Annotated in this window: 15 protein-coding genes; 11 read left to right on the plus strand and 4 right to left on the minus strand. The window is 31.9% G+C overall.

Translation table 11 applies throughout. The features are described 5' to 3' along the window. The first annotated feature begins 111 nt into the window (after positions 1-111). The 8 genes from Q1W72_RS12170 to Q1W72_RS12205 all read left to right on the plus strand — a co-directional run bounded on the left by Q1W72_RS12170 (position 112) and on the right by Q1W72_RS12205 (position 5,943). Positions 112-891: a ThiF family adenylyltransferase gene (locus tag Q1W72_RS12170; protein WP_302135563.1), complete on the plus strand. Its 780-nt coding sequence runs from the start codon at positions 112-114 to the stop codon at positions 889-891. Further along, the gene (locus tag Q1W72_RS12175) at positions 888-1,364 is read left to right on the plus strand and encodes a Mov34/MPN/PAD-1 family protein (protein WP_302135565.1); all 477 of its coding nucleotides are present in this window, start codon (positions 888-890) and stop codon (positions 1,362-1,364) included. Before Q1W72_RS12170 ends, Q1W72_RS12175 begins: the two co-directional genes overlap by 4 nt. Before the next feature lie 11 nt (positions 1,365-1,375). Continuing rightward, complete coding sequence (locus Q1W72_RS12180; RefSeq protein ID WP_302135567.1) at positions 1,376-2,008, plus strand: hypothetical protein; 633 nt, start codon at positions 1,376-1,378, stop codon at positions 2,006-2,008. Positions 2,009-2,014: 6 nt separating this feature from the next. Next, on the plus strand, positions 2,015-2,464 hold the full coding sequence (locus Q1W72_RS12185) for a hypothetical protein (RefSeq protein ID WP_302135569.1): 450 nt from the start codon (positions 2,015-2,017) through the stop codon (positions 2,462-2,464). A gap of 17 nt (positions 2,465-2,481) precedes the next feature. Continuing rightward, the gene (locus Q1W72_RS12190; protein WP_302135571.1) at positions 2,482-3,192 is read left to right on the plus strand and encodes a DUF3800 domain-containing protein; all 711 of its coding nucleotides are present in this window, start codon (positions 2,482-2,484) and stop codon (positions 3,190-3,192) included. Continuing rightward, positions 3,192-3,677, plus strand: coding sequence for a hypothetical protein (locus Q1W72_RS12195; RefSeq protein WP_302135573.1), 486 nt, complete (start codon positions 3,192-3,194; stop codon positions 3,675-3,677). The genes Q1W72_RS12190 and Q1W72_RS12195 overlap by 1 nt, the downstream gene beginning before the upstream one ends. Positions 3,678-5,311: 1,634 nt before the next feature. Then, positions 5,312-5,734 carry a hypothetical protein gene (locus Q1W72_RS12200; protein WP_302135575.1) on the plus strand — a complete coding sequence of 141 codons (423 nt, stop codon included), beginning with the start codon at positions 5,312-5,314 and terminating at the stop codon, positions 5,732-5,734. 29 nt (positions 5,735-5,763) lie between these two features. Then, positions 5,764-5,943 (plus strand): hypothetical protein, encoded by a 180-nt coding sequence (locus Q1W72_RS12205; RefSeq protein ID WP_302135577.1) that lies wholly within the window; start codon positions 5,764-5,766, stop codon positions 5,941-5,943. Between the two features lie 245 nt (positions 5,944-6,188). Here Q1W72_RS12205 and Q1W72_RS12215 read toward each other — a convergent pair whose 3' ends face one another. The 3 genes from Q1W72_RS12215 to Q1W72_RS12225 are packed head-to-tail and all read right to left on the minus strand — an operon-like array spanning position 6,189 to position 7,578. Beyond that, complete coding sequence (locus Q1W72_RS12215) at positions 6,189-6,416, minus strand: hypothetical protein (protein ID WP_302135581.1); 228 nt, start codon at positions 6,414-6,416, stop codon at positions 6,189-6,191. A gap of 9 nt (positions 6,417-6,425) precedes the next feature. Then, a complete protein-coding gene (locus Q1W72_RS12220; RefSeq protein ID WP_302135583.1) occupies positions 6,426-6,821 on the minus strand; it encodes a DUF5675 family protein in 396 nt (131 codons plus the stop codon). A gap of 1 nt (position 6,822) precedes the next feature. Then, positions 6,823-7,578, minus strand: a complete 756-nt coding sequence (locus Q1W72_RS12225) for a hypothetical protein (protein ID WP_302135585.1) — start codon at positions 7,576-7,578, stop codon at positions 6,823-6,825. A gap of 708 nt (positions 7,579-8,286) precedes the next feature. Here Q1W72_RS12225 and istA point away from each other — a divergent pair. Then, positions 8,287-9,834 (plus strand): IS21 family transposase, encoded by a 1,548-nt coding sequence (istA, locus tag Q1W72_RS12230; protein ID WP_158730039.1) that lies wholly within the window; start codon positions 8,287-8,289, stop codon positions 9,832-9,834. Between the two features lie 17 nt (positions 9,835-9,851). After that, a complete protein-coding gene (gene istB, locus Q1W72_RS12235; RefSeq protein ID WP_113667236.1) occupies positions 9,852-10,589 on the plus strand; it encodes an IS21-like element helper ATPase IstB in 738 nt (245 codons plus the stop codon). A 145-nt stretch (positions 10,590-10,734) separates the two neighbouring features. On the opposite strand, the gene Q1W72_RS12240 is transcribed toward istB, so the two are convergent. After that, positions 10,735-11,031 carry a DUF3874 domain-containing protein gene (locus Q1W72_RS12240; RefSeq protein ID WP_367881683.1) on the minus strand — a complete coding sequence of 99 codons (297 nt, stop codon included), beginning with the start codon at positions 11,029-11,031 and terminating at the stop codon, positions 10,735-10,737. On the opposite strand from Q1W72_RS12240, the gene Q1W72_RS12245 reads away from it, so the two are divergent. After that, positions 10,983-11,132, plus strand: coding sequence for a hypothetical protein (locus tag Q1W72_RS12245; protein ID WP_170066872.1), 150 nt, complete (start codon positions 10,983-10,985; stop codon positions 11,130-11,132). The genes Q1W72_RS12240 and Q1W72_RS12245 overlap by 49 nt on opposite strands. Positions 11,133-12,383: the final 1,251 nt, after the last annotated feature.

Below are 12,383 nucleotides of genomic sequence, written 5' to 3' on the forward strand. Positions count from 1 at the left end.
AAAAAAGGAGGTAGCAGAAATATTTCTTCAAAAATAGATCATTTATCAAATCGCATTAATGAAAAAAAATATGCAACAAGATTAACATTTGATAATATTAGCATAAATAGATTGCAATTAAGAACAACTGGTTACACCGAAACGCAAAATAGTGTTGCAATAAGTGGTTTAGGTAGTGTAGGTTCAAATCTCGCTTTTTTTCTAAAGAACTTACCAATCAACAAATTCAATTTAATTGACAAGGAATCTCTATCTTCTGAAAACATAAAGAGACATCTCTCCGGATTCTCACTTTTAAAAAATAATAAAGTTGATGCCGTAAAAAATGAATTGAAAAACACAAATCCTTTAATTGAAGTCGGAAATAGAATAAAATCGGTAACTACAATTATTCAAACTGAAACAGATTTTATAAATGATTGTGATTTTCATATTGTAGCAATTGGGAAAACTATGATTGAAGAGTTTATACTCAATGCAGTAATTCAAGGAAAATTAATAAAACCAACATTCATTTTTTGGGTTGAACCTTTTTTAGCAAGCGGTCAAATGTTATTTATAATGCCTAATGATGCTGAAAGAGCTTTAGCATTTATTAAAAAAGAAAATTATGATTATAGTGTTTTGTCGAATTCAGAAAATCAACAAGACAAAACATATTTGATTGAAGGGAGTTGTCAAACAGGTTATTTTCCTTATTCGGCTTCATATTTAATTCAATTCCTTTCATCTATTTTCCCATATTTAAAAGAACATATTACTAATAATGATAATGTTTCAAGGGTTTATTCTTGGATTGGAGATAAAGAACTATTAAATAGTAAAGGATTAGTAATAACTGAATTTGGAACAAATAACAACTCATACCAACTAATAATAAATGATTTATGATAGAATTTGAGTTAGGATGTTTGTCATTCAAAATATCTGAAGAAGTATTCGAAAAAATGAAATCTTTTATTCAAGATGAAAACCACAAAGCTGAAGCTGGAGGAATTCTAATTGGTCATTATTTAGAAGATAATAATTATTCGATTACTGATGTTTCTTCTCCAAGTGAGCTTGACAAATCGAGTAGATTTAATTTTACTAGATCTAAAAAGAATGCTCAAAAAATAATTAATAAAATTTTTAAAGATAGTAAAGGGAAGAAAATATATTTGGGCGAATGGCATACACATCCCGAAGATTTTCCTACTCCTTCTGGACTTGATAAGAAATCCATATTAGAACAAATTAGAGGCAATATTCTCAATTCTGAAATAATCTTTATGCTGATAATTGGTAGAAAAGGACTTTATATTTCATATGTTGAGAAAATAGGAATTAAGACTGAAAAAAATATTAAATTTGAAGAATTTTAAACAATTTGATTTTGAATTTTAAATACTACAACACAAATCGATTAATAATATTTATACTGGTTTTATCAGTATTTTTTAATTATGTCTCAAAGTATATTGAAAGTATAATTATTAAATACAATCTATTAAACGAAGCTTACAGCTATATTGGCGTTTTTTCTACAATAGCACTAATAACATCAACTATAATTTTTATTGATTTAGTAGGATGGAAATTTAAAATCTTTAGTTGGCTCATTAATATTCCAAATTTAAACGGTAGATATACTGGAGAAGTAGTATCTAGTTATCAGAGTTCAGGTGTTCCTGTTAAAAAAGTATGCGTTATGGAAATTAAGCAAACAGCTTCAAAACTTCATATATTCACTTATTTTGGAGATATAAATACAAATTTAAATACCTCAAGTTCATTTAGTGTTATTGAGCAAATAATACCCGAAAACAATAACACTTTTAGCATCTTTTATATATTCTCAAATGAAACAGCACCATTATTCAATCTTAACAATCACGTTGGTACGGCCAAACTAAAATATTACAAGGATATTTTGACATTGGAGGGAGAATATTACAACCAAAGAAATAACAACGGAACGATCAAGATACAGTTTTCTCAAAAAAAATTGTTAGGGAGATTAATTTAAATCGTCATGATAAAAAAAATAATAAACCTTTGTAATGATATAAATAAACTTAAAAGTAAAAACTTTGAGGGTATTGGTTTGGTAATATATTCAGATATTAAAGAGTTACCTGTTGCATCGATGAATACAGAAAAAGCTACTTATGATTTACCAATAAGTAATTATGATGATATTTTAAAAACATTGATAGAAATTTCTTCGTCAAATAGCAAATTTCAAGATGGTTTTCACTTATTATCAAAAGAATTTAAACTAACACACATTTCTCAATATTTTTCAACACCCATAATTAAAAATTTAATAGTTACTAATATTTTTGGCAGCAGATATAGAACAGCATTATATGGCTCATGTTTGCCAAATGTATTATTCACAGCAGTGATAAGTAAAAACTACGGATTGATTATTTTTGAAAATGGAAAAGAAATTTACGTTGACAAACAAACTAGTAATTAATCTAGCTCTACTAAATTATGAACAATAAATATGATTTTTATATCGACGAAAGTTGTCATTTAGAACATGACGATATTCCGGTAATGTGCATCGGTTACATCAAAGTACCAATGGTAGATTATGTTGAATTACAAAAAGAATTCAATCGAATTCTAGCAAAACATAATCAAAAGTCAGAGCTAAAATGGAATAAATTTTCAAATGCTAGAACCGAATTATACAAAGAATTAGTAGATTATTTTTTTAGTTCATCGCTCCAGTTTCGTTGTATTTTAGTCAAATACAAAGAGCGCTTAAATCATATAGATTTCAATCAAGGTTCTCACGACAATTTCTATTATAAAATGACCTATTATTTGTTGCATCCTAATAATAGTAATGGCGATGAATACAGAGTTTTTATTGATGTTCAAAATACTCGTGGTAGAGAAAAACTAAAAAAAATCAATGAAGTATTTGATGCCGAGTACAACGGCAAAAGCCCATTCAAACAATTCCAGCATTTACATTCTCACGATAATAATTTCTTTCAATTAGCCGATTTTTTTATTGGAGCTATTACTTACAAAACAAGAGTAGTAATGAATAACATTGTAAATCCAACTCAAAACAGAATGGATTTCATTAAATATTTAGAAACTAAATCTGGTTTTAATCTTGAAGAAGGAACAGAACCTTGGGAAACAAAGTTCAATATTTTTGATCACCAACCTAAAATAAAACTATAATGGATTTATTAGACTTGGACGATCACATATCTAATTTAGGAATTGACCCATCACCTGAACATTTAGAAGAACTATTTCAATTATTCAAAGCCGATTTTATCGATAATGATTTTTATTTCGATGGTTGCAAAGTAAAAATAGATATAGCAGATTCAAAAGAAGAAGGATTCGAAACTTATCCGCACACTTTTGTAAAAATCATTACAAGAGGAGATAAAGGCAAAAGAAATTTTGATAAAAAAAGAGCAAACAAAATTCATTGGATAAAACCGATACTAGAAAATAAAGATACTGAAGATGTAACTTGCTTTCAATTTTTAGAAGCAGACGGTAAAATCAGAAATTACTTTTGGTTCAAAGAAGGAAACTTTTTAGTTGTAATGGAAAAAATCACTCCAGACTATATGATTATTTCTTGTTTCCATATTGATGATGCGAGAAATCAAAAATATTATGAAGACAAATATACAAAGAGGGTAAAATAAAAAAAGCCACAGGCTACGGTGCTGTGGCGTGCGCTTTCGCGAACCAGGTCCTTTTCCCTAGGGAAATGACTTTGCAAATATACAACTCTTGTACCAAAAAACAAATTTTCTGTCAAAAAACGTATTTTCGACTTATTTCAAGTAATGCTTTCATAACTATTTATAACAATAAATGTACCAAAAATGAAAATAGCTTTATCAACTCATTATCTCATTCATCTGCACAAAATCCTCGTCTAGTCCAAGTATTCCTATACTCACATCTTTGTTTGCTTCATTTCACTAATTACATTTTTAATAACGAGAATAATACTTTTCGTTCGGTGGTAAAAGGGAGTTTTACATTTCAGAAGCCACTCCTTTGCCAACGCTCCAAAAAAATTACTGGCACAGTTTTAGAAAAAACACGTATGCTTTGCAACTTGCGCCAGTAATTTTTTCTCCCAAGCTGTGTTACATAATTGAGTATTATAATTCATTACAAAGCTTTGTTATTGTTTTTTGGTTTTTGCAATGAAGTTATAATATCATTTATGTAAAACAGCCGCCACACCCAACGCGCTAGTGGTTTGCTCCAGGACAACTTTTTTGAGCAGCTCCAGAAATAATATCTTAACATTGATGTATTCGTAGAGAGATGCTCAAAAAAACCGTCCTTCACAAACCACTGTCATAATTCCGATGAACATTTTCTTTAATTTATAAGATTTCTTTTCGCAAGAACTTTACAACTGTTTTATCAGCTAGACGCTCAAATAGGTAGTATTTGCATTGCTTTTGTAAGTAGAAAAATGGCTTTAATGTATAGTAGATTTGCCTATGGTAAAAGCCATTTTTCTACCCAAAAAACCAAAAAGAGCCAGCAAGAGTATCTTTTTTATTTGCCAGAAACACTAGGTAAATTGATTTTCCATCGGCTTGATGCGTAGCGGTTTCAGATGAATGTTCACTTTAAAAATCATTTCCATCTTTTTATGAAAAGTGGGCATCAAGCCGATAGTAAAATCAATCACCACATCTCGTTAAGCAAATAAAAAAAGACACACTTGCCTGCGCTACTGCCACATCGCACTAGGTCATATTTGCATTGTTTTTGTAAGTGTAATAAATTGCTTTACAACTTCACTTCTAAAATTCACAATCTCGATAAAGCAATTTAGTACACCCACAAAATCAAACCGTAAGAAAGAGTATGAAATTTCAAAACAGAAAAATAATTGGAATGGAATTCTATCTCTTTTTTCTGTTTTGAAATTTCATACCCTTTCCGGTAGAACACCATCTTTTCAAATCAACATTTTTAAATCCGTCTTCAGCAGAAACTTCTCGGTAGAAAGAAAAATAAAAAAATAAATAAAAGAAAGTAAAGGTAAGTTCCGGTTTCAAGAAAAAAAAAGTTCAAGCCCTACGGGTTTTAGAAAAAAAATCTCCACCCATAATGGTTCGTAATAACATTTTTCTGTGCTATTATATCCTCATTTTCCGAAGATGTATCGGGTAGTATTTTTTTCTAAAAAACTTGTTTTTCTTGAAACCTTCACTTGAAGGACGACTTTCTTTTTTTCTTTTTTTTCTTTTAAAAATTTTATGTGTGGCTTCTGGTAACGAGGCACATCATCTTAAAAAACCGAAGTATGCCAAATTTTATTATCAAAACGCACCGAAAGGACACGTTATATGCCAAACCTCATTTATTCATACTTAACAAAGGAATGAACAGCGGAAAGCCACAAAAAGAGCCATTTACTAACAGTTTCGTAGTCATTTTTCAAAACGAAGAAGATTGCGAAAGTATTTATTTTGTGGCTTACAGCTTATGGAAAACCAAATTTTGGCATCAATATTTAGTAGGCTCTGTAATTCCATTTTTACGCCTTCCAGACTTCTCAAAAGAGTTCAATCCAAAGGCTAGTTTGCTGATGCAGGAACATGAAGAGCATCAAAAAAATGTAGCTAAACTGAAGTTTTTAGAGCAAAAAGAAAAACAATTTCATGAGAATATCAATTTAATCAACGATTTGAGAAGAGTGATTTTGTATCGTTATTGCAAAAAATAAACCCATTTATAAACCAAAAATCAATAAAAATGAAACTATTTATATTGTACCAAACCGACAATTGGAAAAGTAGAGCATCAAGAGTATGTTTTGGCGTTTTCGACACAAGAGCCAAAGCAATTGACAGTGCAAAATGGCAAGAATTATACACCCACAATTCCGAAGTAGTGGTTTTAGAAGTTACGTTAAACTTATTTGAAGAAGTTTAATTTTATAACGTAAAAAAGCCCATTCCTTGCGGTTTGGGCTTCATTATTGTCTAATCCAAAGGTCACCACAACTAGAATTAGACTATTTTTTGTGCTTTCTAATGAAAAATTTGAGAATCAAAGATATTGAAAAACTAACAACTGCACCAAGTGTGGCAAGAATTATAGTTTTTAAAACATCTTCCGAATGTAAATTCGGTAAAACACTCAAAAATGTACCGCCAGCGGTACTAATTACCGTTGAATTACTGTGCTGTAATGACATCTTCTTTTGTAGTTGTCAGTTGGCTAACCGCAGAAATAACGCCTCCTGCAACAGCAACATATCCACCAATTGTAGTAACCACGACAGGCAAAGCAATCGGAGCAGCCAAAATTGTTCCGCCTACAGCAGCTAAAACCAAACCAATATTTCGAAGCACTTTAAAAAATTTCGGAGTTGGAGCTTTCGCTCTATTTATTATTTTTTTCATAATCTTATTTTAAGATTGAACAATTAAAACAACACTTTCATTTTTGTCTAAAATTGGATTGACTAAATTTTTCAATTTAGAAAATGCTTTTCGAGACATAAGACCTAAACCTGGTCCAGAAAGTTTTGTTACTGGAGCAATACAACCATTCAATTCTTGCAGAGCATTATTGGCTGGATGAAACAAAATCAAACTTCTGTTTTTGACATCCAAAACCTCCAAATGCCATTGAAATTTCTTGCTGTACCGCTTTTTTATAAAATATTTCCCTTCAGGAATACAGGAAATTTTCGTTTCGTTCATCTTCCACGGCAATTCAATGGTTTTACAAATTAATTTGCCTTCGCATTCGAGTTTTCCGTTCGTTCCGTCAGGGAAATAAGTTCTCGATAGTATTAAAATCATCTTACAATCCGCTCACTTGCACCAATGCTAATGGATTAAACGCACCATTTTTCAATGGGTACATTTGACCATTTACTTGTTGATAAAACTCAACACCCAAAGCCAAAAACAAAGGTTTTACACTCGCAGGAGTTACTGTATTTGTTTGACTAATTACAGCAGTTGCAGTTGTGTCCCAAGGCAAAATTGCCGTTTCTGAATGCGCTTCCACAAATGTTTCCGCTTCAAAATCTACTTCTGCACCAGCAGAAATGATTTTGAAATGTGTTGTTCCAGAAGGTGCAGCAATCATATTTGATGGAATAAATGAAGCTAAATCAACAGTGATATTTCCAGTAACTCGGTCAATTGCTCCCACAAAAGGAGCAAATAAACTCGTACCTAGTTTCCCACGAATATTGAATTCAAAACCTGCCAAAAGCTCGGCTTCGCCATCAATCACATTTCGCAAACCTCTGACGCTGATTAAATCAGCTTGAATGACTTTCATCATTCTTTGAGTAAGTCTACTTACCATTCTACCGTCAGCAGAATTTAAAAGTAATGCTCTAAAAGCAGTTCGCAAAATCTTTCCAGCTTTTCCAGCTCGACCAAATTCCGATCCATTCTCACGCGTTCTTTGAAAAGCAGGATCACTCGCAATTCTGCTCGCATCTATGCCACCTTTTTCACGAGCCAAATGTCCGTCTTGGGTTTTGTAAAAAGTAATATCTCCGATAGTCCCTTTCAATTTAATTATGCCTTTCTGTCTTGCCATAATTTCTAAAATTTAGATTAAAATTTATTTTTAAAATCTCTAAATCATCTTTTCAGTTGCAACATCTTTTATCCGATTTCGAAACAAATTTTAGCCAATTAAACAGAATAAAAAAGCAAGGACAGTTCCATATGTCGCAAAGCGACACAAATGGCTTAAATCGACATAAATGCCTTATGAAAAGCATCCAAAAACATAATAAATTGCAGGGCAAAATTATATTTCAAAAAAACTTACTTTTGCATAATCTTAAACTTTACTAATCAGTGGGTTTAAGCTAATCAAAGCCTAGTCAAAGGCATAGATAGTGTATGAAATTTGAAAAACAGAGGGTGTGCATTTATCCTAAAGACATACAGCGCATAACAGGCAAAAGTTATCGCCAAAGTACCAGATTAATGCAAAAAGTGAAAACTGACCTTAACAAGCTCGAAAATGAGTTTTTAACTATCGAAGAGTTTTGTTCCTATGCAGGATTAAAATATGAACAAGTAGCTCACTTGATTTTTGGTTAAAATGAGGATAAATGGAAAAACCAGTCAAATTGACCATCCTATTCCAGTGCAAATTGACCACCAGTTTCGGAGCAAACTGACCACCACTTTCCAGTTCAAATTGACCACCTAATTTTGGGGTACAATTGATCATCAAAAACTACTTACTTTTTCATGTTGTTAGCACCATACATTCGTTAAAAAAAGACGGATTATGGCAAACAAAATAACAGACATGAGTAAAATTAGAAAAGCAATTAAGTTCTACTGTAACGGAAAAAGTAAGTTATTCATAAGTAAGTACTTATCTCTTTCTAGAAATACGGTAAAGAAGTATATTTCTTTATTTGAAGTGCTAGGATTAAGTTTTGAAGTAATTAGTGAAAAAACTGATGCTGAGTTAGAACTTTTGTTCTCACACACTACCGTGGAATCAATCAGTCCCAAACTGCAGCTTCTTTATGATTTTTTTCCTAAAATGGAACGCGAACTAAAAAAAGTTGGCGTTACCATACAGCACATGTGGGAGCAATATATTGTCCTAAATCCTAATGGTTACCGAAGCTCGCAATTTGGACATCATTATAAAATATGGAGCAAACGAGTCAATCCAGTGATGCACATGAATCACAAAGCGGGTGATAAAATGTATGTGGATTATGCTGGAAAAACACTCTCCATCATTGATAAAGACACGGGAGAAATTAAAGAAGTACAATTTTTTGTAGCCATATTAGGAGCCAGTCAATACACCTATGCCGAAGCTTCCATGAGCCAACAAAAGGAAGATTTTGTTACATCGGTAGAAAATGCTATGCGTTTTTTTGAAGGTACTCCTGCGGCAATTGTTCCGGATAATTTAAAATCTGCAGTGATAAAAAGCAGTCGTTTTGAACCCACCATTAATGAAACCTTGGCTGATTTAGCCGAACATTACCAAACTACAATCTTGCCTGCCAGGGCTTATAAACCCCGAGACAAATCATTGGTTGAAGGAGCTGTTAAGATCTTGTATCGAAGGATTTATGTAAATCTAAAAGAAACTAAATTCTTTTCTCTGGAAGAATTAAACCAGCAAATATGGGATTTATTGGATGCTCATAACAGTCGAAAACTCACAGGACGTCCGTACTCTCGGATAGAATTATTTTTAGAAGATGAACAACAAAAACTAAGTCCATTACCACAAGAACGTTTTGAAATCAAATACCAATCCTTTGCAACAGTAATGCAAAATGGGCATGTTCAATTAAGTCAGGACAAAAATTACTATAGCGTTCCGTATCAATATGTCAAGAAAAAAGCGAAACTATTGTATACCAAATCAACGGTAGAGATCTATCACAAATACAATCGAATAGCCATCCATCCAAGGAATTACAAACCTTATATCTATACCACAATCCCGGAACATATGGCTAGCACGCATCAATTTGTAGCTCAGTGGAGTGCTGCCCGCTTCATTGATTGGGCCAGTAGTATTGACGAGTCAGTAGCAGAATATATTATGCAAATAATTGAAAGTAGAAACCATCCTGAACAGGCTTATAAAAGTTGTTTGGGAATATTAAACTTCGAGAAAAAGGTAGGGAAAGAGCGATTAATAAATGCCTGTAAGCGGGCACTTGATTTTAAAATTTACAATTTTAAGACCATTCAAAATATTTTAGAAAACAACTTAGATCATATCGAATTTGAACAAGAACCTGAGCAGGAACTTCCAATTCACGCTAACATAAGAGGAAAACAGTATTATAATTAAATTAAAACACAGTAATCATGAATGAATCCACAGTAACAAAAATGAAACAAATGAAGCTTTACGGCATGCACAATGCTTTTAAAACAGCCATTGAAAGCGGAAAAACAGACCATTACACGCTCGATCAGTTTGTATCGATGCTTATTGATGCCGAATGGGATGAAAGGCACAATCGGCGTATTGCCCGCAGTATCACCAACGCCCGATTCCATTACAAATCAAATATTGAAAGTATCAATTTTGACCAAACCCGTAATCTGGATCGAAATACCATACTGCGTCTGGCAGAATGTGAATTTGTCGAAAAAAATGAAAACATTTTAATAACGGGAAGCACTGGTGTAGGCAAAAGTTATTTAGGCACAGCATTAGGTTATCAAGCCTGTATCCAAGGTTTTAAAGTAAGTTATTTTAATACTTCGAAGCTGTTTGCTAAATTAAAAATGGCCAAAGCAGATGGTTCTTACCTGAGAGAATTGGCCAAAATAGAACGGCAAGATGTTATTATATTAGACGATTTTGGACTCCAAGCTTTGGATAGCAGTAACCGAATTACCCTTTTAGAGATCATTGAAGACAGGCATAATAACGGTTCTATCATTGTAACCTCACAAATCCCAGTGCAAGGCTGGTATGACATCATTGGAGAAAAAACCATAGCTGATGCAATTTTGGATAGGCTGATACATCAATCTCATCGACTCGAATTACATGGAGAATCTATGAGAAAAAAAAGAGGGATAAACAAAGGATAATATTTAAGTATATTTGAACACTAATTAACAGATGAAAAAGAGTAGTTTTTAATGAAAAATGGGGTGGTCATTTTGCCCCGGAATTGGGTGGTCATTTTGAATTGGAATCAGGTGCTCACTTTAAATTGGAATTGGGTGGTCAATATCACTGGAATTTGCAGTAAACTGCTATTCCGTTTTTTTTAAGTCTAATGAAATTGTGTTTTTTTAATGCTTTCCCCAGTTTGTTGATTGTACGATCGGTAATGTTTATTTTAGCTTTTTCAGCCAGCTTTGCCGCTATTTGAGAAGCATTGAAATATGTATTTGCCTTTTCTCTTTCGCAAGGTTCAAACCACGTTAAAAGTAATTCTTCTTCTGGGCTGTGTAGTTGGGCACTAATCCTAAAAACAGATGAAAAATAAGCTAGATATTCTAAATGTTTCTCTGTTTTTTTGTAAATTTGCTATTGATTTACAAGGAATTTGGTTGAAAATGAATGCAATGAGCACCATTACTAAATCGTTACCGATAGTGTTTATGAATCTTGTAAACTACTCTTAATTAGCTGTTTTTGGATTTGCTAATTTTTTTTTTGTAAAAAAAACCTGCCTCAAAAGGGCAGGTTTTTTGCATTTATCTTAAAAAAATATCCAACGCAAGTGGATGTTTTTATAATTTATTATACTTGGTGAACTTATTTCCAATTGATTAATTTGATTATTGCTTAATGAGAAAATTATTTTTATTCTATTTATAGAAATGCAATTTATATTTGTTTCTCAAGAAAGTATAGGCGTTAGTAATAAGTTTAATAATTCTTATTCAATTAAATAAGACAATTAAAAAAAAAGCGCACCATTGATATGTGTCATTTAATTATAGTAAATAATGATACAACTTAAAAGAATGCTTCACTTACCGCCAAAAAAATAGTAGAACTACTTACGAAAAGATATTTTTCGATTTTTACCTTTGGCAATTTATGGGAGAAGTATAATAAGCAGCAGTATAGTTTAATTAATTTTCACCTTCTGCGGAGTTTTGTTTATCAAAATATTTAGATTTTTTAGAGGTAAACCAAATAAGGTATACTTCTTTGGCTACTCTTATTAACCGAGCGGTATACTACGACTAGTTTTTCTTCTATACTATTAGGCACTATATTGAAAGAAAGAATAATCTAGTTTTTTTGGAACGAAGTAGTTGAACTGATATTCATAGATAGTAAAAAGACTCTAATTTTCCGGGAGTTGATGTTGCTGCAAAAGCTACTAATGGAGGTTTTGCAGGTGCTTCAATAGTTTTAGCTGTGTATGTATTATAGTTTCTGTATGAGGTGCTTTATTTGTTAATGCAATTACTTATGATTGCTTCAAGTTTTTGTGGCTTATACGTAATTGGAATCGGATTCTAATCTAGCTCTAAGTGCTCAATAAAATCATATTTATTAAATAGACTATTTGTAGTGTATTGAATAATGCAGTGAGCTGATTTGGTTTGTCAGCCTTGAACAGAATTGTATAAGTTAAATTAATTGCCATTTAAAAAGGGTGATATTTTTTATACAACTGTTTTTTAATATCCTCTAATCTGATACGTTTATTTTTTGAGTCTTTTAATGTTCTCTGCCTGGTTGCTATTCAAGTCGCATTTTGCAAAAAAAAGTTTCTTATTTGGCGTCTTTTTCTTAATTTAACTGCTCTTTTGGATGTTAATTGGCGATATTATAGATGTGTTTTTAGTTTCTAGTCGTTGCTATTTTGGGTTGATTCATTGGTTCTTTTTTTTAAAACGTTATGTTAATATAAAATG

Origin of the sequence: Flavobacterium sp. ZE23DGlu08, from assembly GCF_030505335.1 — a bacterium.
Taxonomy (GTDB): Bacteria; Bacteroidota; Bacteroidia; order Flavobacteriales; family Flavobacteriaceae; genus Flavobacterium; species Flavobacterium algoritolerans.

Excerpts from the sequence above, each read along its gene's own strand:
- Q1W72_RS12185 (WP_302135569.1), top strand. The coding sequence starts at position 2,015 with ATGATAAAAAAAATAATAAACCTTTGTAATGATATAAATAAACTTAAA.
- Q1W72_RS12220 (WP_302135583.1), bottom strand. The coding sequence starts at position 6,821 with ATGATTTTAATACTATCGAGAACTTATTTCCCTGACGGAACGAACGGA.
- Q1W72_RS12200 (WP_302135575.1), top strand. The coding sequence starts at position 5,312 with ATGCCAAATTTTATTATCAAAACGCACCGAAAGGACACGTTATATGCC.
- Q1W72_RS12195 (WP_302135573.1), top strand. The coding sequence starts at position 3,192 with ATGGATTTATTAGACTTGGACGATCACATATCTAATTTAGGAATTGAC.
- Q1W72_RS12245 (WP_170066872.1), top strand. The coding sequence starts at position 10,983 with ATGAAAAATAAGCTAGATATTCTAAATGTTTCTCTGTTTTTTTGTAAA.
- Q1W72_RS12215 (WP_302135581.1), bottom strand. The coding sequence starts at position 6,416 with ATGAAAAAAATAATAAATAGAGCGAAAGCTCCAACTCCGAAATTTTTT.
- Q1W72_RS12190 (WP_302135571.1), top strand. The coding sequence starts at position 2,482 with ATGAACAATAAATATGATTTTTATATCGACGAAAGTTGTCATTTAGAA.
- istA (WP_158730039.1), top strand. The coding sequence starts at position 8,287 with ATGGCAAACAAAATAACAGACATGAGTAAAATTAGAAAAGCAATTAAG.
- Q1W72_RS12225 (WP_302135585.1), bottom strand. The coding sequence starts at position 7,578 with ATGGCAAGACAGAAAGGCATAATTAAATTGAAAGGGACTATCGGAGAT.
- Q1W72_RS12175 (WP_302135565.1), top strand. The coding sequence starts at position 888 with ATGATAGAATTTGAGTTAGGATGTTTGTCATTCAAAATATCTGAAGAA.
- istB (WP_113667236.1), top strand. The coding sequence starts at position 9,852 with ATGAATGAATCCACAGTAACAAAAATGAAACAAATGAAGCTTTACGGC.
- Q1W72_RS12205 (WP_302135577.1), top strand. The coding sequence starts at position 5,764 with ATGAAACTATTTATATTGTACCAAACCGACAATTGGAAAAGTAGAGCA.